This is a genomic window from Campylobacter parajejuni (genome assembly GCF_046764905.1).
Taxonomy (GTDB): domain Bacteria; phylum Campylobacterota; class Campylobacteria; order Campylobacterales; family Campylobacteraceae; genus Campylobacter_D.
Genome location: NZ_JBKORB010000004.1, coordinates 59,062 through 79,134, shown reverse-complemented (window position 1 = coordinate 79,134; position 20,073 = coordinate 59,062). Strand labels below are relative to the sequence as shown.

The following is a 20,073-nucleotide window of genomic DNA, read 5'->3' as shown; positions in this document are numbered from 1 at the left end:
GAATAAAATATCCGCTTCTAGACTAAAACGTAAATTATAATTTAGATAATTCAAAAAGATTGTTAAATTATCCAAATGTTTATTTTAGTTTAAAGAGATCTTTTAAGATCTCATTCGGGTTAGGCTATTTCCCTCCCCCTTTTTATGCGTAGCCTAACTCTTTTAAGGGTTTAGAAAATCTCTTTAAGCTAAAATTATTATATTTGCTTAAAGAAAACAAACGATTATTATGCTTATTTAAATAAATTTTTAAAATCCCCTGTAGAATTGTAAATGTCAGAGTTATTAATGGTTTCACCCATAGTGATAGCACTAGCTAATTGAGATAAAATGCCTTTTATCTCAGCCCTTTTATCTTGGATATAGGCTAAAACTCCTTCATAATCGCTTGTTTGAAGGATTAAAAGCGGATTAGCAATTTCAAATTCAAAAAGTTTTTGTCCTACATAGACCTTAAAAATATTTCCAAAAAGAGCCGTTCCCATAAAAGAGCAGTTTTGTATAAGCTGGGAAGTCATAGCATCTAGGGTTCTTTTTTGCATATCATCTAAATTTTCATCCCTTCTTTCTAAAATGCTTTTTTCTATCTTTTTCAAAGCCATATCAAGCACTTGCAAAGCCCCTATGAAGTCGTTTGCATCGTTGATTTGTGAGCAAATTTGACTGGCTTTAAATTCATTCACACCCGCAACTTCTCCTAAATGTTTTTTAAATACAGCTAAATCATTTTTCATTTTTTACCTTTCAAAAATATTGCTAAATATTTAAAAAGCAAAAAGTGTTCCCATTTTTACAAATGAGCATTCACCCAAAAAACTATGCTTTTGCTAAGCTGATTTAGAGCCTTGTTAAAGGCATTATAAAGAGAAGGCATATTATTTTTTTCTATTTTTTCTTGGACGCTAAAAATTTTATGGGCGATGATTTGATTTTTTTCAAGCTCTATTAAATTCACACTTATAGAAATATAAGCGTAATTTTCATCTTTATTAAGAATTTGTTCAAAAGAATTAATACGGCTTTCAAGCACGAAATTTGCCCCCAAAGAGCTATTTTGTGAAAGCAAGGTGGTAAAAATCTCACTCTTTTCAAATTTAGCTAAAAGCAAAGAAGTATAAAGATTGCTTGGTAAATCCGCCCAAAAATGATAGGCGTATTGATTGCTAAAGCCCCTATCTATATAAATAATAGCTCTTGAGTTAAGATACAAGGGCGTGTCGGCTTTGCGAATTTTAAGGATTTTATCCGTTTTTTTAAAATCGCCCTTCAAATTTCCATCATCTTTTAGGATAAGATTTTCACTCTTATCAATGCTTTCGTGTCTTAAAGCGCAGCCATGAAGCATTAGCATAAAAATTAAGGCATAAAATATTTTTTTCATCATTTTTCTCCCGGTCCCGGCTTAGGTTTGGTTTCTTTAAAAATCAAATCCGCAGGGCTGCTTTGTAAATTTTCTATCAAGCTTGTGCTTTGGATTAAAAGCCTTTGCAAAAGCTCTAAATTCTGCCCTAAAGATATTTTTATATCATCGTAGCTGTCTAGTTTGGTGTCGGTTTTTTTGATGAGAGTTTTTAAAAGAACCACGCCTTCTTTAAGGTCTTTAAGAGTGGAATTAAAATTTCTCGCACTCAAACTTATATCATCAGCCATTTTTCCTATTTTTAAACTCGCATTTGAAAGATTAAGACTTAAATTTTGTGAATTAGCGTTCAAATTCGCACTCAGCTCTGCTAAATTCTGTAACAAAAGCTCTAAATTTTTAAGATTTTTTTCACTTAAAAGTTCTTTGGATTTATCATCAGTCCTTTTAACTAGGGAAAAAATTTTCTCACTTTGTTTATCTAGGGTGGCTAAAAAGCTTTCTTTGTAAGGTATGGTGGGAATTTCGCCTTGAGTGGCTGATAAATCCTTACTTTCTTCATTTTCGCCTTGAAGGAGTTGGACGAATTTAAGCCCTGTAATGCCTTGAATTTGCAAGGTCGCAAGGGTGTCTTCTTTGATAGGCGTGTCTTTTTTAACCTTGATAAGCAATCTTACGCCTAATCTTTTGCTATTTTCAATGCTAATTTCTTCCACACTACCTACTTCCACACCCAAAAGTCTTACGGGTGCTTTTATACCTAAGCCTGCTACGGATTCTTGGGTGTGAATTTCATAATACTTAAAACTTTCTTCTTTAGAGTATCCACCCAGCCAAAGTATGAAAGCAATAGAAGCAAAAAATACCCCAAAAACAAAAAGTCCCACAAAAAAATAATTAGCTCTATTTTCCACTTTTACTCCATAAATCTTTTAAAAAGTCTTTCATTTTGAACGCGTAATTCTTCATAAGTGCCACAAAATCCAACTTTTTTATCCTCTAAAATGATAAAGCGATCGAGTAAATTTTTCATACTTTCTTTATCATGTGTAACCAAAATGATATTTAAATCAAAACTTTTTTTTAACTCCAAAAGCAAACCGTCAAATTCACGGCTACTATAAGGGTCAAGTCCTGAAGTAGGTTCATCTAAAAAAAGCAATTTGCTATCTAGTGCTAAGGCTCTAGCAATGGCTACTCTTTTTTGCATACCGCCACTTAGTTCGCTTGGAAATTGCTTTAAAACGCTTTCATTTAAGCCTACCATTTTTAGCTTCATCAAAACAAGCTCTTGGATAGAATTTTCATCTAGCTTTGTGTATTCCTTTAAGGGAATAGCGATATTTTCATAAACACTAAAAAAGCTAAAAAGAGCAGCAAACTGAAAAACCACGCCCCATTTTTTACGCAAAATAAGAGCGTTTTGTTCGCTGATATTTTTAAGTTTTAAACCCAAAATTTCATATTCTCCACCATCAAAATGTTCAAGCATAAGCATTTGTTTTAAAAGCACGGATTTTCCACTTCCGCTCCCCCCTAAAATACCAAAAATTTCATTTTTTTTGATTTCAAAACTTACGCCATCATGGATGATTTTTTCTCCAAATTTTGTGATGATATTTTGTGCTTTGATAAGCATTTAAATTCCTGCAGAAGTTAAAATAACAGAAAATAAAGCATCAAAGGCTATGACCCAAAAAATAGCATTTACAACGCTTTTTGTGGTGTAAATTCCTATGCTTTGCGTAGTGTTTTTCACTTCAAAACCACGAAAACAAGCAATAAGCCCTATTAAAAGACCAAAAACTGGAGCCTTAGCTAACCCTATAAAGATATGTTTTATATCCACAGCTTCCCTGAAGCGTCTTAAAAATTCCGCAAAGGAGATATCAAGATTTAATTTTGCGACCATCATTCCACCTATAATGCTAATCGCATCGCTAAGAGCTACAATTAAAGGCATAGCAATAACCAAAGCCATCACACGAGGCAATATGATAAATTCAAAAGAGCCAAAACCCATAGTATTCATCGCAGCAATCTCATCAGTGATTTTCATCACTCCAATTTGTGCGGTATAAGAGCTAGCACTGCGTCCAGCAATCACTATGGCGGCTATTAAGGGTGCAAGTTCTCTAGTAGCTGAAATTCCCATCAAATCAACGATAAAAATATTCGCTCCAAATTGCGCAAGCTGATAAGCAGCCTGATAGGCTAAAACCACTCCCACTAAAAGAGCGGTCAAAATCACTATGGGTAAGGCTTTAAAAGCGGAATTTTCTATATGATATAAAAAAGCAATAAAGCGAAAATTTTTAGGATTTTTTAGGCACAAAAAAAGTGTGGTAAAAAAAGCCCCTGTGAAAGAGATGAATTTTTTTAAAATTTTTAAAAGTTCAAGGCTAAATTCGCCCAAATCGCTCATATATTCTTTAAAATTTTTTCTTAACAAAGGCTCTTTATCAAGTCTTTGATAATTTTTCGCGCAAAGTTCAAAGAGTGTTTGGAATTTTGGATTTAAACCCTGTTTGCTAACTTTAATCTCGTTATTTTTCAAATCATTTTCTAAAGCAAGGAAAAATCTCACCCCCGCAGTATCAATCTCTTTTAAAGCCTTAAAATCAAAAATAATTTCCTTTGTTTTAATCAAAGCTAAGAAATCTTTCATTTTTAGCTTTGTTATACTTGTTTTATCCCAAATTCCAAAGATAAAAAAGCTATTGTTTTTAAATTCAAAATTCGCATTCATGACTCAAGTATAAAGGCTAAAAGCTTTGAAACGCTAAAGCCAAAGTGTTCAAAGACATCTTTATCCTTGCCGCTTTCTCCGAAACTTTCTATGCCATACACTTTATGGCAAAATTTATAAAGTTCATTAGAATGTGCTGCTTCAACGCCTATAACTTCACCTTTTAAAAGCCTAGCTTGATAAGCTTTTTCTTGTTTTTCAAAAAGCTCAAAACAAGGCATAGAGATGACATTACAAGCAAAATTTCGCAACTGCAACTCCTTAGCCACTTCTAAGCAAAGCCAAACTTCGCTCCCACTGGCTAAAAGTGTGAATTTAGCGTCCTTATCTTCTCTTAGCAAATACGCTCCGTTTTCCACATCGCCAAAAATAGGCTCACTTAAGGCTCTTAGTTTTTGGCGTGAAAGCACAAAAGCACTTGGAATATCAGCTTCTAAAGCGATTTTCCAAGCCTTGACATTTTCTACCCCATCAGCCACTCTGAAGGTTAAAAAATTTGGCATAGCCCTAAAGGTGCTAAGCTGTTCGATAGGCTGATGCGTAGGTCCATCTTCGCCAACGCCTATACTATCGTGTGTAAAGATAAAAAAATGTTTGATTTTCATCAGAGCCGCTATTCTTGCAGCAGGTTTTAAATACTCACTAAAAATGAAAAAAGTTGCCGAAAAAGGCAAGAAAATTCCATATCTTGCAAAGGCATTGTTAATCGCTGCCATAGCGTGTTCTCTAATGCCAAAATGGATATTTTTACCTTCTACAAAATCCCCCCTATCATAAAGCTCTGTTTTGTTTGAAGGTCCCAAATCCGCACTTCCACCTAAAAATCCTTCTAAATTTGCAGCTAAAACATTTAAAATTTCGCCATTGCTATCTCTTGTGGCAAGGTCCTTGCCTTTAAAATCGGGATAAGATATTTTACTAAAGTCCGGATTTAAAAGTTTTTCTAAAAATTCTTTTTTGCCACTTTTTTCAAGTTTATCTTTCCATTTTGCTTCTTCTAAGTCCCCAAGTTCTAAGGCACTTTCAAAGCGAATTTTTACAAGTTCTGGCACTTCAAAGCTTAAATTTGGATTAAAGCCCGCCCTTTCTTTAGCTTTTTTAATTACTTCTTCGCCCAAAGGTGCGCCGTGGCTCTTATGACTGCCTTCAAGTTCTCCTGCACCCTTTGCTATGGTTGTTTTTGCGATAATAAGACAAGGTTTTGTAGCTTTTTTCGCCTGCTTTAAAGCTTTATCGATTTCTTCATAATCGTGTCCATTTATATTTAAAACTTCAAAACCCTGTGCTTCAAAACGCATTTTTACATCTTCGTTAAAAGCTAGAGCCACATCGCCTTCTATGGAAATTGCGTTGCTATCATAAATAAGTATGAAATTATCAAGCTTATGAAGTCCTGCTAAGGAACAAGCTTCATAAGAAATGCCTTCTTGCAAATCCCCATCACCACAAAGACAATAAATTTTGTGATTTATAAGCTCTTTGCCCAGTAAATTTTGTGCTTTTTTTGCTGCCATAGCAAAGCCCACAGCATTAGCAACTCCTTGTCCTAAAGGACCTGTAGCAATTTCTACTCCAAGGGTTGTAATTTCAGGATGTCCGGGTGTTTTAGAATGAAGTTGGCGGAAATTTTTAAGTTCTTCTAAGCTTAAATCATAGCCACTTAAATGTAAAAAACTATAAAGCAAAGCACTAGCATGCCCCCCTGAAAATACAAGTCTATCGCGGTTTAGCCAATGGGGGTTTTTAGGATTGTGTGAAAGATGATAGCTTAAAACACTTAAAATATCAGCCATTCCCAAAGGCGCTCCGGGGTGTCCTGAGTTTGCTTTTTGCACCATATCCGCACTTAAAAATCTTAGAGTATTGGCTTGTTCTTGTAAAATTTTTATATCCATTTTTTGCCTTTATAAGTATTGAATAATTAAATTTTGTATCATTTGTGCGAGTTTATCGTCCAGTTTTTCCAAGTCTTGTTCGCATTCGCTAAGAAGATTTTCTTTTGTTTTTATAGCCTGTTTTAGTCCGAGCAAATTGACAAAGGAATTTTTGTGAATATCGTTGTGAGTAGGCTTTCCACTTTGTTCTTGACTTGTAGTTGTATCGATAATATCATCATTGATTTGAAAAATTAGTCCTAGCTTAAGACCGATTTGATAAATTTCTTCACTTTCTTTTTCGCTCATTTGACAAAGCTCACAGCCCATTTTTAAAGCCGCAGCGATTAATCTTGCGGTTTTGTGTGTGTGTAAAAATTCAAGCTCCTTAAGATTTAATTTTTTATCCTCAAAAAAACAATCCAAGGCTTGTCCTATAACCATTCCATTAAGCCCTGCATTAAAGCTAAGAGTTTTGATGAGTTTGATTTTAAGCTCATCTTTTAAATTAGCACGACTTAAAACGAAAAAAGCTTCAGTATTTAAAGCATCGCCCACTAAAATAGCAGTGCTTTCATCATAGCTTTTATGCAAGGTTGGAATTCCTCGTCTAAAGTCCGCATTATCCATAGCAGGCAAATCATCGTGAATGAGTGAGTAGGTATGGATAAATTCTAAGGCTAAGGCTACATCAAGGGCTTGATTGATAAGTTCGGGTTTATGGCTTTGAACTACGCTTAAAAGTAATTGTGCGCGAAAATGCTTTCCTCCAGCTTTTAACATAAGGGCTAAAGCTTCGTTAAAAAAAGGATGAAAACTCTCAACCTTAGGCAGATTTTTTTCCAAGTGATGGATAAAAAGTTCTTTTAAATTCACTTAGTAAGCCTTATGAAAAACTGAAATTTGCCATCGCCGCCTGAGTTAGCATTTCCAATTAAATCGTTATTGAAAGTCGATAGGGGTAAATTCGTGCTTTTGCGTTCGATTAAGACATTAAAATCATTTCCCGTTGCAAAAAGCTCTTGGAGCTGTTTGGAATTTCCCACTATGGTATTATTAACGCGTAAAATTTTATCCCCTAGCATAAATCCCGCAGCTGCGGCTTTGGAATTTGCTTCTACGGCACTGACTACAAGGGCTGGATTTATGGTTAAGCCCAAATTGCTTCTAAAATTAGGATTTATAGGCTTAGGCTTGGAGTCTGGAAGATTAAAGCGGCTTAAATCTTTTGCAAAAACTTCGGTAGAAATATTTAAATCCACATTATCGCGTAATACTTCAAAATAAAGTGTGCTTCCGCGGTCTGCAAAAAGAATTTTTTCATTGAGTTTTCTTAAATCATTTGCATCCCCGCCATCAACGCTTACAACTTGGTCATTAACTAAAAATTGTGGATTTTTTCGAACATTATTAACATAAATTTTATTTTCACGCACTACAAAATCCACTCCAATATCGCCCCAATAAACATCATTATATTTCATAAAATGTTTTAAGTAGCGATTGCCTATAAAAGAGCTATTGTTTAAGGCTATACCCATCATCTCACAACACGCCGTGCCTAGCAGTCCTATTTTGGAATTAAAATCAAGCTGGTCTTTTTCATCAATATTTTGAGCTAAATATTTAATATGCCCTATATAAGCCTTATTAGGGTCCCAAATTCCCACCCAATCATTACGCGTAAGTTTTTCTTCATCGCCCATAGGAGTAGGGATTAAGCTAAAATCAGTCCTTACAAGATATAAATTTAAAAAAGGGTCGTATTTGACATATTTATTAAGCTTAGTATTAGGCTGTTTTAAAACAGCAAGTAAATTTTCACTCAGTGCAAAGGCTGGCATTCCTTCGTAATTTAACATACTGGCTTTATTTCTTTCATAACCTGCGGCAAAGTCTTCAAATTTAGGTCTTTCTATGGCAAAAGTGTAAGTAAAAAGCATACAAAAAACTAAAAATAAGCCCATCATTTTATATCTCATTTCATACCCCCTAAACCACCTAAAACATCATTTGCCACACTGGAACGATTTTTAGCAACCATAGCTAAAACATCATTGATAGCTGAAATGAGCAAAAGCTGCAAAGTCGTCTTATCTTCAAGTAAAGAATCATCAATGCTTACATCGATAATTTCACCCTTGCCATTGGCACTTACTTTCACAAGTCCTGCTCCACTTTTGGCACTAAATTCAAGGTTTGCCAACTCTAACTCTATATTTTTCGCTTTTTCTTGAACCTGATTTAAAAGTTCGCCCATTTTGGAAAAATCCATATTTTCAAACATTACTCATCCTTGATTTTTAAAAGTTCATTAACGACAATTTTGTCATTAAAAGGGTATTTTACTCCTTTGATTTCTTGAGTCGTTTCATCGCCCTTGCCTAAAATAACCACTAAATCGTCTTTTTCTTTGAGTTCTAAAGCCCTTTTTATAGCTTCTTTTCTATCTTCTATCATCAAAGCTTTGCTTGGCTTTTTAAAGCCTGATAAAATTTCTTCCATTATGCTTTTAGGCTCTTCGCTGCGTGGATTATCGCTTGTAATGATAGCAATTTTTGCAAAATGCTCGGCAATTTTTCCCATTAAGGGGCGTTTGGTTTTGTCCCTATCTCCACCTGCTCCAAAAACAACAATGAGTTTTTTATTTTTAAGGGAATTAAGCACCTTTTCAATGCCATCAGGCGTATGGGCAAAATCCACAATCACGCCTTTTGCAACTTGTTCTACCCTACCACAAACCCCGCCAAATCCACTGATAGCTTTTTCTAAATTCTTTAAATCAGGCTTTACAAGTTCATTCACACAAGCACTAGCGGCTAGAAGATTATAAAGATTAAAAAGTCCTAGTAAGGGCGAGTCTATATGAAAACTTTGGTCTTTTTTCATCACAATAGCATTAATGCCATCTTCTAAAGAATAAGCCTTGATTTGATACAAAGCAGGATTTTCAATACCATAGCTAAAGGCATTACGGACATTAAACTCAATAGCTAAGGCGTCTTTGTTTATGAATTTTAAACTCTCATCGGTAAAAAAAAGCTCTTTGGCTTCTTTATAATTTTCAAAATTTCCGTGAAAATCTAAATGATCTTGAGTGATATTGGTAAAAATTTTAGCGGCGAATTCTAAGCCTTCGATACGATTTTGAACAAGAGCGTGTGAGCTTACTTCCATAATGAAAAAATCACATTTTTTGTCAGTGGCACTTTGTAAATATTCTAGGGTTTTAAGAAGGGGTGAAGTGGTTAGGGATTTTTCATCGATTTGCTCATCGTTGATAAAGGCTCCTCTAGTTCCGCAAAGTCCGCACTTATAACCTAAATCAAGCAAGATAGAGTAAATCGCTGCTGCGGTTGTGGTTTTGCCATTGGTTCCTGTGATTCCTATGATTTTAATTTTTTCATCGATTTTTAAAAGTTTTTTACATTCCCTTACGCCAATGATTTTTGCACCTTTTTCTAAGGCTTGAGTGTGAAATTTAGCATTTTGCGTGGTTTGTAAGAAAAAGCATTCTTTTTCACATTCTAGGCTACTGTCTGTAATAAAGGAATTTTCAAGTTTTAATTTCACTTTTAAATCCTATGAGTTTTTCTTGAAGTTTGATAAATCTTTCATTAGCCCAAAAATAAGGCATAGCGTTTTCTATGTAATTAAGAGTGATGTCCTTATAGCCATTAGCTAACAATTTTTCCAAAAAATCCAAAAAATCATCTCGTTTATCAATGACTAATTTCGTGCTATGAATGACATTTTCAAAGCTTTTTTGAAAGCCCAATTCTTCTTCGCTCTTTAAAAAATCTTGATAATTTAAGGCATAGCCATCTTCAAATTCATTTTCTTGCTTGTTATCTTGCTTTTTAAATTCAATAGCGTTTAAAAGCTCTTCTAAATCCTTGTCAATATTAGAAATTTTATAATGCTCCATATAAAAATCAAACAGCAAAATAGCTTCTTTTGGAGAGCTTAAGGCAAGCTCACAAAGGCAGATGAAATTTAGCAACCTTTTATTTTTACGCTTTTCATAAGCCATAGAAAAATACATTTTTGCAGTTTTAAAATCTTGTTTATAAAAATGTTCAATGCCTAGTTTTTTATAATTTTGCAAATTCTTCCGCTCCGCCGTTTAAATTGATTATGGTAATTTCTGGATGAATGTCGATTTTAAGTTGTCTTTCAAGTCCATATTTTAGTGTTGTTCCACTTGATGCACAGCCCTTGCAAGCTCCTATTAAATGCACATAAACCACGCCTTTTTTAATCCCCAAAAATTCAAGCCCACCCCCATCGCGTTCAAGCATAGGCATACTTTTTTCCAAACTCGCTTTTACAGGATTTATAAGCTCTTCATCGCTAAAAGGCATCATAATTTATCCTTAAAAATTTTTATATACTTTAGCGAGTTTGTGTTTAAAAAAAGGTAAATTAAGGCTTGAAACTTAAATAAATTAAAAAGGTTCGTCATTATCTTGTATATCAAATCCTAAATCACAAGCTGTAAAAATTTTTTTATTAAAAATTCCACTTAAATTTTTAAATGATTGTTGTAAAAGTTCTTCGTTTTTTTCCCGTTTTAAGAAGCTTAAATATTCTTTTAAAAAATGATTTAATTCTTCGGTATTTAAATTTTTAGTTAAGGAGTTTAAATTTTTATCAATCAGTGTAAAAAGTTGTTTTTTTAAACCCAAAGCGGGATTAGGGATTTTGATATGGTTTAAAAAGGCTAAATTGACCTTACAAATTCCTAGCAAAAAGTCGCTATAAGTTAAATTTGAACGAATATTTTTGCTTTCAAATTCTCTAATATCGCTATCTTCATAGCCTTTTTTTTCTAAAATTTTTGTGAGTAAAATTTTATGCTTAAAACAAAGGCTATCGCTAATTTGTTTAAAAATATCACAAGCATTAGGGTTTTGCTTTAAAAAAGCTATAAGTTCTAATTCTGCGATGTGAATTTTTTCTTTATACAAATTGTTTTGAGAATTTGAAGGAAGCGGGGCGGCTTTTTTCAAATTGCGTGATAGAATGATAAATTTTTCATCTACTTTTAATAAATTTGAAACTAGAGCGGTATAAGAATTTGCCACCAAAGAATCAAGGTTAAAGGTGTATTTTTGTATGCTTTCTAAGGCTTTTTGTTTGTCAAGAGCGGAATTTAAAGCATAAGTTGATAATAAGCGTCTGATATAAAATTCGCCAAGCTCCATACCCTTGCTTAAAATACCGTGAAGTTTTGCACTTTCATTCCTTGCTACAAGTTCGGCAGGGTCTTTTCCGTCCTGCAAAAGAGCTACTTTGCCATCGATTTTATTTGTGCTTAACAAAAAGGCTGAACGCGTAGCAGCTTTTAAGCCGGCTTCATCATTATCAAAACATAAAATCACTTTTGCTTCATAACGGCGGATTAAAGGCAGGTGGTGCTCGGTCAATGCTGTTCCAAGCACGGCTACGGCATTGTTAAATCCGGCTTTATGAAAGGCTATGGCATCCATATAGCCTTCGCATATTATCATTTCTTTTTTTTTGGCTATATTTTCTTTAGCGATATTAAAAGCATAAAAGATTCTGCTCTTATCAAAAAGCACATTTTGGGGAGAATTGACATATTTTGCCGCCACATTAGGATTTAAGGTGCGTCCTCCAAAGCCTACTAGCAAATCTTTGTGGTTATAAATAGGAAAGGTAATACGCCATATAAAACTGGCATAAAATTCATTATTTTCATCTTTTTTTAAAGCCCCAACGCTTAAGGCATCTTCTAAAGAGATTTTTTCATTTTGTAGCAATCTTATACTATCTTCACTTGCTCCTGCAAAACCCAGTTCAAATTTAGCAATATCTTTATCATTTAAAGCTCTTTGATAAAGATAGCTTAAAGCTTCTTTGTGGTGTTTGAGTTTGTCTTTAAAATACGCATTAAGAGCGGGGAGTATGGATTTGAGTTCTTTTTTGTTTTCTTGTTTTTCTTTTGTGTAGCTTAGGGCAAAATTGCTAAGACTTGCGACCTTTTCGACCGCTTCGCCAAAGCTTAGTTTTTCATAGTCCATTACGAATTTAAAAGCATCCCCACCGGCTTTACACGCAAAACAATGATAAAAGCCCTTAGTAGCATTGATGTGCATAGAAGGATTTTTATCCGCGTGAAAAGGACAGATACAAACAAAGCTAGAGCCTTGTTTCCTTACTTCAATATAATTTTCTATAATATCAACAATATTAAGCCGTGCCGATAAACTCTCAATACTTTCTTTAGTTATCATTTTATAAACCTTGTCAAAATTATACAAAGATTTGGCTATAATTTGGCATAAAATTTTTAGAGCGAGACTATGGATTTTTTCTTTGTAGAATACAGAGACCCTTTAGTGGGGCTTATCATTTTAACTATTTTAGTTTTTGTTGTGGCTGTGGCTAATTATATTTGGAAAATATTTGCTAACAAGGACGAAGAACAAAAGCTTGAAAAATTTATAAAAAAATTTGAAATGGATAGTGCTCATAAAGAATTATTAAGAAATAGCACTCTAAGCTTTGGAAATTTGAGCTTTTTAGCTGAAATTTTCACTAAAAGCGGAGAATTTGAAAAGGCAACGCAAATTTATTTAATCGCTCTTGAAAAATGCAAAGACAAGCAAGAGAGAGAATTTATTTTTATTTCTTTGGCTAAGGTTTATTTCAAGGCGGGATTTTTAGAACGGGCAAAAGAAGTGTTATTACAAGCCTTAAAACTGCGTCCAAGAAACATACAGGCTTTAAAACTTTTAAAAATCATCTATTTAAAGCTTCGCTCTTATAAAGAAAATTTAGAACTCTTAGAATGTCTTTTTGAGCTCAATGAAGAAGTGCAAAACGAATATGATTTTATCAAGGCTTTAGAGCTTTGTGCTTTGAATATAGACGATGAAGAAAAAAAGCAAAAACTTTTGGAATTAAAAATAGCTGGCAATGCAATGCTAGGGCGTTTGATTTTTGAAAAATATCATTTGTTTTTGGGGCAGGATTTTTGGGATATTTGTGATTTGCTTTATAAAGAAAATGAAGGATTTAACTTAGAAAATCAAGATTTTTTAGAATTTTTTTATGCCTTAGGTAGAATTTCAAAGCAAAAGGCTGATTTTGTTTTTAAAAATTCCCATTTTAAAATGTTAAAAATTTTAAAGGATAATTCTTTTAATGCAGGGCTTGAATTTTCTTATCGTTGTTGTGAGTGTAAAAGTGTGATGCCTTTATTTTTTTACCATTGTCCTGTTTGTTATGAGTTTAATACCTGTAAAATTATTTACGAAGTGAAAAATAATGAAACGCATTGAAATTTACACCGATGGTTCTTGTCTTAATAACCCGGGCTTTGGGGGTTGGGCTTATATTGTGCGTTATAAAGAGTATGAAAAAGAAGGCTTTGGGGCTAAGGCACATACTACCAATAATAGAATGGAATTAATGGCAATCATCGAAGCTTTAAAAGTTCTTAAAGAGCCTTGTGAAATTTCTCTTTTTACGGATTCAAATCTAATGGTTAAAAGCATTAATGAGTGGCTAGAAGGCTGGGTGAAAAAGGATTTTAAGGGTAAAAAAAATGTGGATTTATGGAAGGAGTATATTGAAGTGGCAAAGACTCATAAGATTAAGGCTTTTTGGATAAAAGCTCACAATAACCACCCCCAAAATGAAAGATGTGATACCCTAGCACGCAAGGCAGCTTTAAAAATCGCAAAGGAAAATGATGAAAAATCTTGAAAAATTACAAAAGGATTTAGCCTATGAATTTAAAGACAAAAGCCTACTCATTCAGGCTTTAACCCATAAAAGTTGTAAAAAATCTTATAATAACGAACGCTTGGAATTTCTAGGCGATGCGGTGCTGGATTTAGTCGTGGGTGAGTATCTTTTTCATAAATTTTCCAAAGACGCTGAAGGCGATTTATCCAAGCTCAGAGCCGCTTTGGTTAATGAAAAATCCTTTGCAAAAATCGCAAATAGTTTAAATTTAGGAGCTTTTATCTTTATGAGCGTAGCTGAAGAAAATAATGGGGGCAAACAAAAGCCTTCTATACTCTCTGATGCCCTAGAAGCCATTATAGGTGCTATACATTTAGAAGCTGGATTTGAGTTTGCAAAGACTATTGCCTTAAGACTTGTAGAAAAAAATTTCCCTCAAATTGATGCGAAAATTCTCATCAAGGATTATAAAACAAAATTACAAGAACTCACTCAAGCAAATAAGGGTCAAACCCCACAATACGAAACCTTGCGTGCCTTTGGACCTGACCATTTAAAGCAATTTGAAATTGCTTTAAATTTGGAAGGAAAAGAACTTGCCCGTGCTATTGGGGGGAGTAAAAAAGAAGCACAGCAAATGGCGGCAAAGATTGCACTTGAAAAATTAGGAGCTTTAGAATGAATACTTTTGGCACAAGATTAAAATTTACAAGTTTTGGCGAATCTCACGGCGTAGCGGTGGGGTGTGTTATAGATGGAATGCCAGCAGGGCTTAAATTTGATGAAGAGTTTTTGCAAAGCGAACTTGATAAACGCAGGGGCGGAGGTAAATTTGCCACTGCAAGAAAGGAAAGCGATAGGGTTCAAATTTTAAGCGGAGTTTTTGAAGGCTATACCACAGGTCATCCCATAGCCTTGCTTGTGCCTAATGAAAATGCTCATTCTAAGGATTATGATAATGTAAAGGACTTGTTTCGTCCATCGCACGCGGATTTTACTTATTTTCATAAATTTGGCATAAGAGATTATAGAGGTGGGGGTAGGGCAAGTGCGCGTGAAAGCGTGGCTAGGGTAGCCGGTGGTGCGGTTGGGGCTATGCTTTTGCGTGAATTTGGCATGAGTGTTGAGAGTGGGGTTTTTGGAGTGGGTGGCTTTGTTTCTCAGCTTAAAGAGCAGGAGCTAGATTTTGAGTGGGCTAAGCAAAGTGAAATTTTTTGTCTTGATAAGGCTTTAGAAGATGATTTTAAAAATGAAATTTTAAAGGCTAGAAATGCTAAGGATAGCGTAGGTGCTGCTGTTTTTACTAGGGTTAGTGGTATGCTTGTGGGGCTTGGAGAAGTGCTTTATGATAAATTAGATTCTAAATTAGCCAGTGCATTGATGGGGATAAATGCTGTAAAAGCAGTTGAAATAGGCGAAGGTATAAATTCCAGTCAAATGCGTGGTTTAGAATACAATGACGCTTTAAGCGATGGTAAATTTTTAAGCAATCATAGCGGGGGTATTTTAGGCGGGATTTCAAATGGGGAAAATTTGCTTTTAAAAACTTATTTCAAACCTACTCCTTCTATATTTGCCAGACAAAAAAGTATGGATAAATCAGGCAAGAATGTGGAATTTGAGCTTAGGGGCAGACACGATCCTTGTGTGGGCATTAGAGGAAGTGTGGTGGCAACTGCTATGGTACGTTTGGTTTTGGCTGATTGTTTGCTTTTAAATGCGAGTGCGAAGTTGGATAATTTAAAAAAGGCTTATGGATTAAAATAAAAAAAGCCCATTTTCATGGGCTTTACTTGCAATATTTTGAAAAGATTCAAATGCTATATCGTCTCTTTTTTAAAATACTTTAGCTTATAAAAAATTCACTGATTTTTGTTTTATCTTCAAAGGCTGTGCTAGTGTAGCTCTTGTCCTTAAAGCCAAGCTCATAGCTTTTGCCTTCTTCGTGCTTAGTGTAGCTAAGAGCGATTTTTAGGGCAAGTTCTAGGTCTTTGGCTGAAATTTTTTCATCCACTAAAGAATACGCCCCTATTAAATCCCCTAATTCTATGCTTTCGTATTTTGGGGTTTTTAAACCCTTTAAGAGTGTATTTTCTAATTCATTGCGTCCTATAATCATCTTTGCACCCTCTGGCAATCTTAAATGCCGTCCGTATTTTAAAAGTTGGGCGTCATTAACTTGCATATCCTTATCAAATTCTATAAAATCACGGATTTTTTTAGCAAAGCTATCAAGGGTTAGCAAACAGCCCCCACCCGGACTTTCAAAATCTTCTAAGCCAAAAATTTCAGCCAGTTCAAGCTGTCTTTTTCGACTTCTTCCACTAATGCCTTCAAGCTTCTCTCTATCGACCCAGCCTTCTCTTTCAGGCTTGGTTAGAGGTAAATTTTTCGCACACATAGGACGCAATATCAAATCCTCTTCATCAAGAGCAAGTTTTTTGACCTTTGCCATAGCATCGCTTCTTTGACTCATAGGTCTTTGCCCTAAAACTTCTCCTGTGATGATGAAGTGGGCTTTTTCCTTTTCTAGCATAGCTAGAGCGGTTTTAAACATAAAAGCGTGGCAGTCTATGCAGGGATTAAAATGCTTTCCATAGCCATATAGGGGATTAAAAAGCACTTTTTGAAGATAGGAATTTCTTACATCCACCATCTCAAAATCCGCCCCTACACTAGCTGCACGCTTTTTCATAATTTCGCTTTTATCGCTTGTGCTTCCAAAGCCTATATTGATATTAAGAGCTTTTACTTCTATGCCTTGACTTGTGATGAGTTTCATCGCAAGCATACTATCAAGCCCACCACTAAAAAGAGCTAATGCTTTCATTTATTTTCCTTTTTAAAATTTTTTTAACTATAAAGAAATAAGATTTTTTGCCGATTATGAATTTGTAATTGTATCAAAAATTTTTAAGTTGAGTGTTTTAAATAAGGAGTAATTATGGATAAACTCATAACGACAACTGTCCCTTTAGCCAGTTCAAGCGGTGTTACAAATCGTAAAGAAATCTTAGAATTAAAGGCTGAAGAGAAAAATAAGGTCAAGGTCAATGATGTTTCAAATGACAGAATTTCAGGCATTAAAGTGGTTTTTGAAAATAAAAAAGGCGAATTGATGGCTCTTAGAATCAGTGATGAAAACTATAAAAATTTACAAGAACATTTTGGTTCTTATACAAATTACATCGCTAGGAATGATAAAAGTATAAGGCTTAATGGCGAAGCTAATGAATTTATCGCTAATTGGTTTGAAAAGGCAAGCAATGGCTTTTTAAATTTTAACACCCTTAGCGATAATGAAGAAAGCAAAACTATAAGTGTGAAATTTGGTAACACTAAAGGCTTGGAAAATTTAAAACTTATGCAGGGCGTAAAAAGTGAGAAGAGTGGCTTAGAAGAGAATGCGAATTTGCAAGAAAAACTGAATTTCGCCTTAGATAAAGATATTAATCAAGACGGAGATGTCGATAAAAAAGATGTTAAAGAGCCTACTATGGAAGAGCTTTTACGTTCTTTAAGTGAAGATGATACGGATGAGAATGAAACTGATGTAAGCGTGGGGAATGTCTATGAAGAGTTGATGAAAACTGAAGAAGATGAAGATTTGCTTAAAAAAGCTAAAGAAAAGGGTCTAAGTGCCTTAAGTGCAGATGAAAGGGCAAGACTAGAAGCGAGTAATCCACAGGAATTTGAGAAATTGCAAGATAAATCTTTAGAAGATTTAAGTCAAAATTTAAGCAAGGATTTACAAACCCAGCTTGAAGCGGGCGAGGCTTTATTTGTGGATAAAAGAGTGTGAAGCTATGAAAATTGCCAAAGATGCCCAGCTTATAGGCTTAAATGATACTTTTCTTTATTCTAAAAGGGCTAACATAGCTTCTAAGGATTTGCAAAGCTTAAAAGAAGAGCAACTTAAAGCTGAAGATTTTTTAAATATTTTAAGTTCTAATGAAGGCATTAGGGTGATTTTCCAAGACGAGCAAAGCTCTAATTTTGTGAGCTTAAATTTATCAAAGACTAATTTCACAAGGATTTTAAAGCATTTTAATCAAGTGGATAATTATTTTTTAAGAGAAGATGGGACTATTAGATTAAACGCACAGGCGCAAAATTTCGTAGCAGGGTGGTTTAAAAATATAGCTTATGATTTAAATTATCTCAAAGCCGATGCGGATAAAAATGGTCTCATACAAGGAAAGGAAAATGAAAAGCTGTATCTTTATGATGATATAAGCTATACCCCTGATAATTCTAAAGGCGGTCCTAATGAGCTTGTAAGACAAATTTATCTAAGGGGCGGCGGAAGCAAAAGTCCAGTGGATGATGAGCAAGAAAGGGACTTAGAATCCGCCTTAAATGCTGTGCTTAGTTTTGACAAAAATACCGATGGCAGGATAAGCATTTTAGAGCTTGAAGGTTCTAAGGAGCAAATTCTAGCTAAGGCTGAGCTTTTGTTTGACACTTCAAGTTCTATAAGTCAAGAAATTTTAGAAAAATTAAAAAGAAGGGCTAAAGAAGTAGAGAACGCTAATGATGAAGCCCAAAGCGAAAATGATAGCGTTAATATCAAAGAAAAAGCTTTAGAGCAGGGTCTAAGTGCTTTAAATATGCAAGAGCTTTTAAAGCTTAAGGAAAAATACCCTGATGAATACGAAAATTTAAAGCAAAAGGATTTGCAAAATCTAAGTCAAAATTTAAGCCAAGATTTGTTAAGCCAATACCAAAGCCTAAAAATCATAGATAAATTAGTTTAGATTGTAGGCTATGGGTAAAACTATCCTTAAATCATTAGGATAATGAGGAAAATGTAGTGCTGCCTTGCGAATGCTTTCTAAGGCACTATTATCAAGCAGATGATGCCCTGAGCTTTCTATGATGTTTAAATCTGCTAAAGTTTTATTTTCTCTCCATAAAAATTCCACCCTAACCACGCCTTGCATACGCATTTTTCTTGCCTGTCTAGGATAGATTTGTGCTTCTTTGATAGCCCTTGCGATTTCTTTTAAAAAAGGATGCTCATCCTTACCCTGAACCAATCTCGTAACTGCTTGAGTGTTGGCTGATTTGGCTGGGGTTAAAGTGGGATTAGTTTGCATAGGCTCTTTTATAACTTGCATAGGCTCTTGTAAAGGCGGATTTTTTGCTCTTATTTTATCCTTTCTTTCGCCTTTTTTCTTCATTTTTTTTACTATTTTAGGTGGAATTTGTGGCTCTTGTAGAACCTCTTCTATGGGTTGTGGGGTTTGAAAAGCTGGAGGGGTGCTTTGTGGGCTTGTTTGGGTAAACTGTTTCATAGCCAAAGTAAAGCTATCCTCGCTTTTAAATTCTATTTTAAAAAAATTAGCCGAAGAAAAAATCAAAAAAAACACAGGCAAAAAGGCTAAAAACGATATATAAGAAGCTTGGGATTTGTGGTTTAAAAGCAAACTTTTCATCTATTTTTCTCCGTTGTGATTTGGAAATTTTCATGCTCTTTAGCTTTAAGCAAATCAATAACTTGCACGAAACTTTCGAATTTAGCGTTTTTATCGCTTTTTAGCTCCACTATGGTTTTTTTATCCAGCAAGGAAATAGCTTGGCTAAGTGCGTTTAAATCCGCTACCTTATCATCCACATAAAAGACATTGTTTTCATCTATGGTAATGAGTAGCTTTTTTTCTTTATCGTCTATGCTAAGTGCGTTTTGACTTGGGGGGAGATTGACCTTGATTTTGCCGTGGGCTATGAAGGTTGAAATGCTAAGTATAATGGCTAATAATACTAGCATAATGTCAATAAAAGGGACTATGTTTAAACCTTCATTTTTAGGGAGTTTAAGCATTTTTACTAACCTTATAAGCATTGCTTAGAAGTGAAACCTTACGGAGCAAGGCATTATACGCCATTAAGGCAGGAATGGCAACTAAAAGCCCCAAAGCTGTGGCTTTGAGTGCTAAAGACAAGCCCACTACTATGGATTTTACATCGATATTGCCTGCTAAACCCATTTCATAAAAGGTTATCATAATGCCTACTACCGTGCCTAAAAGCCCTATATAAGGAGCATTGGAATAAATAATATAAATAGTAGTTAAATTCTCGCTGATTGCGTCATCAAATTGCTCTTGATTCTCATAATTTCTAAAATCGATTTTTCTAAAAAATAGCATCCTCTCCACCACGCACCAAAAGGCTATGAATGCCATAATTCCAAGAATTATAAAAATAATTAAATCAATATAATTTTTTAAAAATTCCATAAATTAGCTCCAAAATTCTAAAATTTAATGGCGATTATATAATAATGAAAATAAATTTATAATTAATATCAATTATCATAATTTAGCTAATTTTTGTTTGTGGTTTTTATTTCTTTAGATTAGGTTATA

23 protein-coding genes are annotated in these 20,073 nt (G+C 34.3%); 6 read left to right on the top strand and 17 right to left on the bottom strand.

The window, feature by feature from the left end; all coding sequences use genetic code 11:
• Positions 1–233 precede the first annotated feature (233 nt).
• From ACLL8X_RS04915 to dnaG, 13 genes are all read right to left on the bottom strand, one after another.
• A complete protein-coding gene (locus tag ACLL8X_RS04915) occupies positions 234–734 on the bottom strand; it encodes a flagellar FLiS export co-chaperone (RefSeq protein WP_411989823.1) in 501 nt (166 codons plus the stop codon).
• Between the two features lie 56 nt (positions 735–790).
• The gene (locus ACLL8X_RS04910) at positions 791–1,384 is read right to left on the bottom strand and encodes an ABC-type transport auxiliary lipoprotein family protein (RefSeq protein WP_411989822.1); all 594 of its coding nucleotides are present in this window, start codon (positions 1,382–1,384) and stop codon (positions 791–793) included.
• Positions 1,381–2,274, bottom strand: coding sequence for an MlaD family protein (locus ACLL8X_RS04905; RefSeq protein ID WP_411989821.1), 894 nt, complete (start codon positions 2,272–2,274; stop codon positions 1,381–1,383). Before ACLL8X_RS04905 ends, ACLL8X_RS04910 begins: the two co-directional genes overlap by 4 nt.
• Positions 2,275–2,276: 2 nt before the next feature.
• Positions 2,277–2,999 carry an ABC transporter ATP-binding protein gene (locus ACLL8X_RS04900; protein WP_411989820.1) on the bottom strand — a complete coding sequence of 241 codons (723 nt, stop codon included), beginning with the start codon at positions 2,997–2,999 and terminating at the stop codon, positions 2,277–2,279.
• The gene (locus tag ACLL8X_RS04895) at positions 3,000–4,109 is read right to left on the bottom strand and encodes an ABC transporter permease (protein ID WP_411989819.1); all 1,110 of its coding nucleotides are present in this window, start codon (positions 4,107–4,109) and stop codon (positions 3,000–3,002) included.
• Positions 4,106–6,004: a transketolase gene (tkt, locus tag ACLL8X_RS04890; protein ID WP_411989818.1), complete on the bottom strand. Its 1,899-nt coding sequence runs from the start codon at positions 6,002–6,004 to the stop codon at positions 4,106–4,108. Before tkt ends, ACLL8X_RS04895 begins: the two co-directional genes overlap by 4 nt.
• A gap of 9 nt (positions 6,005–6,013) precedes the next feature.
• Positions 6,014–6,859 carry a polyprenyl synthetase family protein gene (locus tag ACLL8X_RS04885; RefSeq protein WP_411989817.1) on the bottom strand — a complete coding sequence of 282 codons (846 nt, stop codon included), beginning with the start codon at positions 6,857–6,859 and terminating at the stop codon, positions 6,014–6,016.
• Positions 6,856–7,950 carry a PDZ domain-containing protein gene (locus ACLL8X_RS04880; RefSeq protein ID WP_411989947.1) on the bottom strand — a complete coding sequence of 365 codons (1,095 nt, stop codon included), beginning with the start codon at positions 7,948–7,950 and terminating at the stop codon, positions 6,856–6,858. The genes ACLL8X_RS04885 and ACLL8X_RS04880 overlap by 4 nt, the downstream gene beginning before the upstream one ends.
• Positions 7,951–7,961: 11 nt before the next feature.
• Positions 7,962–8,270 (bottom strand): YbaB/EbfC family nucleoid-associated protein, encoded by a 309-nt coding sequence (locus ACLL8X_RS04875; RefSeq protein ID WP_411989816.1) that lies wholly within the window; start codon positions 8,268–8,270, stop codon positions 7,962–7,964.
• Positions 8,270–9,556, bottom strand: a complete 1,287-nt coding sequence (locus tag ACLL8X_RS04870; protein WP_411989815.1) for a UDP-N-acetylmuramoyl-L-alanyl-D-glutamate--2,6-diaminopimelate ligase — start codon at positions 9,554–9,556, stop codon at positions 8,270–8,272. Before ACLL8X_RS04870 ends, ACLL8X_RS04875 begins: the two co-directional genes overlap by 1 nt.
• Entirely contained in the window at positions 9,540–10,091 is a 552-nt protein-coding gene (locus ACLL8X_RS04865; protein ID WP_411989814.1) for a histidine kinase, read from the bottom strand. Before ACLL8X_RS04865 ends, ACLL8X_RS04870 begins: the two co-directional genes overlap by 17 nt.
• Complete coding sequence (locus tag ACLL8X_RS04860; protein WP_411989813.1) at positions 10,078–10,350, bottom strand: NifU family protein; 273 nt, start codon at positions 10,348–10,350, stop codon at positions 10,078–10,080. The genes ACLL8X_RS04865 and ACLL8X_RS04860 overlap by 14 nt, the downstream gene beginning before the upstream one ends.
• Before the next feature lie 81 nt (positions 10,351–10,431).
• The gene (dnaG, locus tag ACLL8X_RS04855) at positions 10,432–12,243 is read right to left on the bottom strand and encodes a DNA primase (RefSeq protein ID WP_411989812.1); all 1,812 of its coding nucleotides are present in this window, start codon (positions 12,241–12,243) and stop codon (positions 10,432–10,434) included.
• A 69-nt stretch (positions 12,244–12,312) separates the two neighbouring features.
• On the opposite strand from dnaG, the gene ACLL8X_RS04850 reads away from it, so the two are divergent.
• Genes ACLL8X_RS04850 through aroC form a run of 4 tightly spaced genes read left to right on the top strand, consistent with a single transcriptional unit; the run spans position 12,313 to position 15,469 of the window.
• Positions 12,313–13,293, top strand: a complete 981-nt coding sequence (locus tag ACLL8X_RS04850) for a tetratricopeptide repeat protein (RefSeq protein ID WP_411989811.1) — start codon at positions 12,313–12,315, stop codon at positions 13,291–13,293.
• Positions 13,280–13,720, top strand: coding sequence for a ribonuclease HI (gene rnhA / locus ACLL8X_RS04845; protein WP_411989810.1), 441 nt, complete (start codon positions 13,280–13,282; stop codon positions 13,718–13,720). The genes ACLL8X_RS04850 and rnhA overlap by 14 nt, the downstream gene beginning before the upstream one ends.
• Entirely contained in the window at positions 13,707–14,384 is a 678-nt protein-coding gene (rnc, locus tag ACLL8X_RS04840; protein WP_411989809.1) for a ribonuclease III, read from the top strand. The genes rnhA and rnc overlap by 14 nt, the downstream gene beginning before the upstream one ends.
• Positions 14,381–15,469 (top strand): chorismate synthase, encoded by a 1,089-nt coding sequence (gene aroC / locus ACLL8X_RS04835; RefSeq protein WP_411989808.1) that lies wholly within the window; start codon positions 14,381–14,383, stop codon positions 15,467–15,469. Before rnc ends, aroC begins: the two co-directional genes overlap by 4 nt.
• 79 nt (positions 15,470–15,548) lie before the next feature.
• Here the strand turns inward: aroC and ACLL8X_RS04830 are convergent, their stop codons facing one another.
• Positions 15,549–16,532, bottom strand: a complete 984-nt coding sequence (locus ACLL8X_RS04830) for a 7-cyano-7-deazaguanine synthase (protein WP_411989807.1) — start codon at positions 16,530–16,532, stop codon at positions 15,549–15,551.
• Positions 16,533–16,646: 114 nt separating this feature from the next.
• On the opposite strand from ACLL8X_RS04830, the gene ACLL8X_RS04825 reads away from it, so the two are divergent.
• A complete protein-coding gene (locus ACLL8X_RS04825; protein WP_411989806.1) occupies positions 16,647–17,504 on the top strand; it encodes a hypothetical protein in 858 nt (285 codons plus the stop codon).
• A 4-nt stretch (positions 17,505–17,508) separates the two neighbouring features.
• Positions 17,509–18,459: a hypothetical protein gene (locus ACLL8X_RS04820; RefSeq protein WP_411989805.1), complete on the top strand. Its 951-nt coding sequence runs from the start codon at positions 17,509–17,511 to the stop codon at positions 18,457–18,459.
• Here the strand turns inward: ACLL8X_RS04820 and ACLL8X_RS04815 are convergent.
• Genes ACLL8X_RS04815 through exbB form a run of 3 tightly spaced genes read right to left on the bottom strand, consistent with a single transcriptional unit; the run spans position 18,451 to position 19,944 of the window.
• Positions 18,451–19,140, bottom strand: coding sequence for an energy transducer TonB (locus ACLL8X_RS04815; RefSeq protein ID WP_411989804.1), 690 nt, complete (start codon positions 19,138–19,140; stop codon positions 18,451–18,453). The genes ACLL8X_RS04820 and ACLL8X_RS04815 overlap by 9 nt on opposite strands.
• Positions 19,137–19,526: a TonB system transport protein ExbD gene (gene exbD / locus ACLL8X_RS04810; protein ID WP_411989803.1), complete on the bottom strand. Its 390-nt coding sequence runs from the start codon at positions 19,524–19,526 to the stop codon at positions 19,137–19,139. Before exbD ends, ACLL8X_RS04815 begins: the two co-directional genes overlap by 4 nt.
• The gene (gene exbB / locus ACLL8X_RS04805; protein WP_411989802.1) at positions 19,519–19,944 is read right to left on the bottom strand and encodes a TonB-system energizer ExbB; all 426 of its coding nucleotides are present in this window, start codon (positions 19,942–19,944) and stop codon (positions 19,519–19,521) included. Before exbB ends, exbD begins: the two co-directional genes overlap by 8 nt.
• Positions 19,945–20,073 lie beyond the last annotated feature (129 nt).

What these genes read in the sequence shown, in the direction of transcription:
- ACLL8X_RS04915 (WP_411989823.1), bottom strand. Translation starts at nt 734, where the DNA reads ATGAAAAATGATTTAGCTGTATTTAAAAAACATTTAGGAGAAGTTGCG.
- ACLL8X_RS04910 (WP_411989822.1), bottom strand. Translation starts at nt 1,384, where the DNA reads ATGATGAAAAAAATATTTTATGCCTTAATTTTTATGCTAATGCTTCAT.
- ACLL8X_RS04900 (WP_411989820.1), bottom strand. Translation starts at nt 2,999, where the DNA reads ATGCTTATCAAAGCACAAAATATCATCACAAAATTTGGAGAAAAAATC.
- ACLL8X_RS04895 (WP_411989819.1), bottom strand. Translation starts at nt 4,109, where the DNA reads ATGAATGCGAATTTTGAATTTAAAAACAATAGCTTTTTTATCTTTGGA.
- tkt (WP_411989818.1), bottom strand. Translation starts at nt 6,004, where the DNA reads ATGGATATAAAAATTTTACAAGAACAAGCCAATACTCTAAGATTTTTA.
- ACLL8X_RS04880 (WP_411989947.1), bottom strand. Translation starts at nt 7,950, where the DNA reads ATGGGCTTATTTTTAGTTTTTTGTATGCTTTTTACTTACACTTTTGCC.
- ACLL8X_RS04875 (WP_411989816.1), bottom strand. Translation starts at nt 8,270, where the DNA reads ATGTTTGAAAATATGGATTTTTCCAAAATGGGCGAACTTTTAAATCAG.
- ACLL8X_RS04860 (WP_411989813.1), bottom strand. Translation starts at nt 10,350, where the DNA reads ATGATGCCTTTTAGCGATGAAGAGCTTATAAATCCTGTAAAAGCGAGT.
- dnaG (WP_411989812.1), bottom strand. Translation starts at nt 12,243, where the DNA reads ATGATAACTAAAGAAAGTATTGAGAGTTTATCGGCACGGCTTAATATT.
- ACLL8X_RS04850 (WP_411989811.1), top strand. Translation starts at nt 12,313, where the DNA reads ATGGATTTTTTCTTTGTAGAATACAGAGACCCTTTAGTGGGGCTTATC.
- rnhA (WP_411989810.1), top strand. Translation starts at nt 13,280, where the DNA reads ATGAAACGCATTGAAATTTACACCGATGGTTCTTGTCTTAATAACCCG.
- rnc (WP_411989809.1), top strand. Translation starts at nt 13,707, where the DNA reads ATGAAAAATCTTGAAAAATTACAAAAGGATTTAGCCTATGAATTTAAA.
- aroC (WP_411989808.1), top strand. Translation starts at nt 14,381, where the DNA reads ATGAATACTTTTGGCACAAGATTAAAATTTACAAGTTTTGGCGAATCT.
- ACLL8X_RS04830 (WP_411989807.1), bottom strand. Translation starts at nt 16,532, where the DNA reads ATGAAAGCATTAGCTCTTTTTAGTGGTGGGCTTGATAGTATGCTTGCG.
- ACLL8X_RS04825 (WP_411989806.1), top strand. Translation starts at nt 16,647, where the DNA reads ATGGATAAACTCATAACGACAACTGTCCCTTTAGCCAGTTCAAGCGGT.
- ACLL8X_RS04820 (WP_411989805.1), top strand. Translation starts at nt 17,509, where the DNA reads ATGAAAATTGCCAAAGATGCCCAGCTTATAGGCTTAAATGATACTTTT.
- ACLL8X_RS04815 (WP_411989804.1), bottom strand. Translation starts at nt 19,140, where the DNA reads ATGAAAAGTTTGCTTTTAAACCACAAATCCCAAGCTTCTTATATATCG.
- exbD (WP_411989803.1), bottom strand. Translation starts at nt 19,526, where the DNA reads ATGCTTAAACTCCCTAAAAATGAAGGTTTAAACATAGTCCCTTTTATT.
- exbB (WP_411989802.1), bottom strand. Translation starts at nt 19,944, where the DNA reads ATGGAATTTTTAAAAAATTATATTGATTTAATTATTTTTATAATTCTT.